Consider the following 4,516-nt stretch of genomic DNA (forward strand, 5'->3'; position numbering starts at 1 on the left):
GTTGCATAATGCAAATCATAACGTTCACGTAATTCTTTAATAAAGGTCAACATCACCAAACCGTTTAATACTGCCACACCTGATAAGGCAATAAAGCCAACACCTGCCGACATCGAAAGTGGAATATCACGTAGCCATAACGCCAGCAAACCACCTGACAGCGCAAATGGCACACTACTAAATACCAAGATACTGTCTTTAAAGCGATGAAATACCGCCATCAATAAGCTGAAAATCATGATCAACGCCAAAGGAATCACAATTTGCATACGTGCTTTGGCCGATGCCAGATTTTCAAATTGACCGCCATATCCGAGCCAATAACCGCTTGGCAAACTTTGCTGTGCCAAAGTGTCCTGCATCTCGGCAACAAAAGAACCTAAATCACGATCACGTACATTTGCCGAAACAACGACGCGACGTTTACCATCCTCACGACTGACCTGATTTAGACCCAAGATAGTCTCAACCGTGGCAATATCTTGTAGTTGAATTAAACCACCATTCGGCAATTGAACCGGTAACATCGCCAATTTTTGCGGATTACGCATGTCGTCACTTAAACGAATGACAAAATCAAAACGGCGATCCCCTTGTAGGATTTGCCCAACACTTTGTCCACCGATACTTGCTGCAACCAGATCCTGAACGTCGCGTACCGATATGCCATATTGTGCTGCCAAGGCATGATTGACATCGACATTCAGCAACGGTAAACCATCAGTTTGTTCGATTTTAACTTCGCTGGCACCGGGAATCGAACGTAGTGTTTGCGCAATTTTTTCCGCTTCCTGATTGAGGACCTGTAGATCATCACCAAAAATCTTGACGCCGACATCACTACGAATACCCGAAATTAATTCGTTGAAGCGCAGTTCAATCGGTTGAGAAAACTCGCTGTTATTGCCGGGAATGGTATTGACGAATGCCAACATGCGACTGCGCAACTGGTCGATGGTTTGTTTGGGATTCGGCCACTCTGCCCGAGGTTTAAGCAAAACCACACCATCCGAAATATTCGGTGGCATTACATCGGTTGCCACTTCGGCCGTGCCTGTCCGGGCAAATACGGCTTTAATTTCCGGAAAAGCTTGAAGTAGCTGTTTTTCTACACTTTCCTGAATACGTAATGATTCCTCAATCCCTGTACTAGGTGCACGCATCAATTGTATGGCAAAATCACCTTCACTTAAGGTCGGTGAAAATTCGCTGCCTATGCGGGTGCTGAGCAATCCGGTTAGAATCAGAATACCCAGAGCAATCGACACCACCAGATATTTAGAGGCATAGGCCCAGTCCAGCACATGTGCATAGCCAGTTTTGAGCTTTTGCATCCAGCGACTTTCTTTTTCCTTCACTTCTCCTGTGACAAATAATGCCACAGCCGCAGGTACAAACGTGACGGATAAAATGATTGCACCAAGTAATGCCAAAACCACTGCAATGGCCATCGGATGAAATAATTTTGCCTCGACACCAGATAACGCAAAAATCGGTAAATACACCACCATAATGATGATCTGACCAAAAATCAGTGGACGACGTGCCTGTTTTGCCGCCAAAAACACTTCACTAAAGCGTTCGGAGCGTGTCAGGATACGTCCTTTGTGTTGTTGAGCCTCAGCCAAGCGTCGGATACAGTTTTCAACAATCACCACTGCACCATCGATGATAATCCCGAAATCAAGTGCCCCTAGACTCATCAAATTTGCACTGACTTTTTGTTCTGCCATACCCGCCAGCGTAAACAGCATAGACAACGGAATAATGCATGCAGTAATCAAGGCAGCACGAAAGTTACCCAAAAACATAAACAGAATAACAATAACCAGAATCGCCCCTTCGATCAGATTTTTTGCCACGGTTTTGATGGCTTTATCGACCAGATCACTACGGTTATAAACCGTTTCAATCGCTACACCTTTGGGTAAAGTTTTCTGAATTTCTTTAACTTTCACATCAATGGCGTGTGCAACAGTTTTACTGTTTTCACCCATCATCATCATGGCGATCCCGAGGACCGTTTCTTCACCATTATAGGTTGCACCACCGGTACGCAAATCATGTCCTATCGATACCTGTGCCACATCTGCCACCCGAATTGGCAGACCATTTTTGGTCGTGACATTAACATTTTCAATGTCTTGTATTGAATTCAACGTACCCGGTACACGCACGGTAAGCTGCTGACCATTTTCCTCGATAAAGCCTGCGCCACGGTTTTCATTATTATTGCTCAGAACCTCCTGCAAGCTTGACAATGGAATTTGTAATTGCTGCAAACGATTTAAATCAGGCGCAACCACAAAGGTTTTGTTATAGCCACCAATACTATTGACCTCGGCCACACCTTTGACCCGCTGTAACTGCGGACGCACTATCCAATCCTGAATTTCACGTAAATCCATTGCGGTATAGACTGTGCCATCTGCTTTTTTGGCATTCGGCTGTGCTTTAATCACCCATTGGTAGATCTCACCCAAGCCTGTGGAAATGGGCGACATTTGTGGTTCAATCGCATCAGGCAATTCGCTTTTAGCTTCCTGCAAACGCTGACTAATCAGTTGCCTTGCCCAATATATATCGGTGCCATCTTTAAAAATAATGGTCACTTGCGACAAACCATAACGGGAAATTGAACGCGTTTGTTCTAAATTGGGCATACCCGACATGGCATTTTCAATCGGATAGGTAATGCGCTGTTCAACTTCCAAGGCAGTAAAGCCATTGGCCTGACTGTTAATTTGCACTTGAACATTGGTAATATCCGGCACTGCATCAATCGCCAGATTTTTATAAGCATAAATCCCGACGCCAATCCAAGCCACCACAAACAACATCACCCAAATGGCATTCTGAATCGAGAACTGAATCAGTCGATCAAATAATCCTTCGGCTGGGGGCAGATTGAGCTGTTCTTTAGTGTCCATGTTCAGCTTCCCCTTTTTCCATTTCAGATTTCATCAGGAAACTGCCTTGGCTGATATAGCGTTGGTTTTCAGTCAAGCCAGATTTAATTTCTACCCATTGCCCATCACTGGAATAATCACCTAAAACCACAGCAGTTGGTGTCACATGGATCTTGTCCTGTTCTTGCTGTGCCACAAAAACCACTGGTTTACCATCAATGTCCTGAATTGCCTGCTTATTGACACGCAATACCGATGCAGACGTGCCACGATTTAGCGCAACATTTACCATAAGGTTTGGACGTAATTCCTGTGCAGGCGTAATCACCTTGGCACGTACCACCAAACGGCCTGTTTGTGCATCTGCTTCGCTACTTAATGCCTGTACAACAGCTTTAAACTGATTGTTGCTTTGTAAGGATTTAAACTGAATTTCTTGATTTGGCATGACATTCATTTGAGTATCATGAGGTAAAGTAAATTCCAACCAAAGTTGATCCAGCTGATCAATCACAAATAATTGTTTATCTGAACTGACTTGCTCACCGACCACGATGTCTTTACTGCTGATCACACCACCAAGTGGTGCAGTCAATACATATCGTCCATTGCTGCCACTTGATGCACCCAGTGCATTTAAACGACTTCTTGCTGCCTGTACCTGAATTTGTGCTTGACGATAAGCATTATAAGCACGTTGATAATCTTGACGTGCCGAAATTCCCTGCTCATACAATTGTTTTTCACGTTGATAATCTTGTTGTGCCAAAGTCAAACTTTCTTGGGCAATACTTAAATTGGCTTGCTGATCAACCAGATCGGGAATAAACAAAGTTGCTAAAGCCTGTCCTTGTTTTACCGTCTGTCCCAATGATACAGATACGCGATCAACACGACCTGCAAACGTAGAGGTGACATGCGCTTGTTGATCGCTATTTGCAACCAGTCTGGCCGGAAATGAAGCTGTTTGTACAACTGTACCCCTCTCCGTTGTCGCAAGTTTCACCCCAAATTCAAGCAATTGTTTGGCAGAAAATTCAAGTTCACTCTCTTCGCCATGTCCTTCCTCCGCATGCCCTTCTTCAGCGTGACTGTCCTCGCTTTCCGTGTGTCCAGCTTCGCCATGTTCATGTTCCGCAGATACGCCTTTGTCTTTGCTTGATACAATCCATGTGCCCAAAACTGTGACCACAACAATAACCAATGCCACCCAGAACCATTGCAATTTTTTTTGATGATCTGACATTATTCTGCTCCTAGCACGGTATTAAGTTGTTGCGTGGTTTGCCATAAATTTTGGTTGATTTGCATGATGGCATCAGGTGAGGTAATTACACTTGAGTCAATACCGAAAGCTAAGCTTTTAGCGTCGAATGATGTTTGCCATGCTCGTTTGAGTATCTGTATCTTATTTAAGCGTTGTTGCTGCAATTGCTGACTCGCTTGTTGCACATCAGTAATTGAATATTTCCCGACCTTAAAACCCAGTAAGGTTTTTTGATAAACCTCTTCTGATAAGGGAATTTGCTGATCATTGATCAAATCGTATTGCTGCTTTAGACCTGTCAATTCGGTGAGCAAGGTATCAAGTTGTGCCTGATTCTGTG

3 protein-coding genes are annotated in these 4,516 nt (G+C 44.1%); all 3 read right to left on the reverse strand.

Translation table 11 applies throughout. The annotated features are described in order from the left end of the window. A partial coding sequence (locus CRO21_RS17290) for an efflux RND transporter permease subunit (protein ID WP_141398149.1) occupies window positions 1-2,930 on the reverse strand: 2,930 nt, incomplete at its 3' end. Next, window positions 2,920-4,155, reverse strand: coding sequence for an efflux RND transporter periplasmic adaptor subunit (locus CRO21_RS17295; RefSeq protein WP_097080541.1), 1,236 nt, complete (start codon window positions 4,153-4,155; stop codon window positions 2,920-2,922). The genes CRO21_RS17290 and CRO21_RS17295, both read right to left, overlap by 11 nt. After that, on the reverse strand, window positions 4,155-4,516 hold a 362-nt coding region (locus CRO21_RS17300), incomplete at its 5' end, for a TolC family protein (protein ID WP_171294087.1). The genes CRO21_RS17295 and CRO21_RS17300, both read right to left, overlap by 1 nt.

It is taken from the genome of Acinetobacter puyangensis (assembly GCF_900096995.1).
In the GTDB taxonomy this organism is placed as follows: Bacteria; Pseudomonadota; Gammaproteobacteria; order Pseudomonadales; family Moraxellaceae; genus Acinetobacter; species Acinetobacter puyangensis.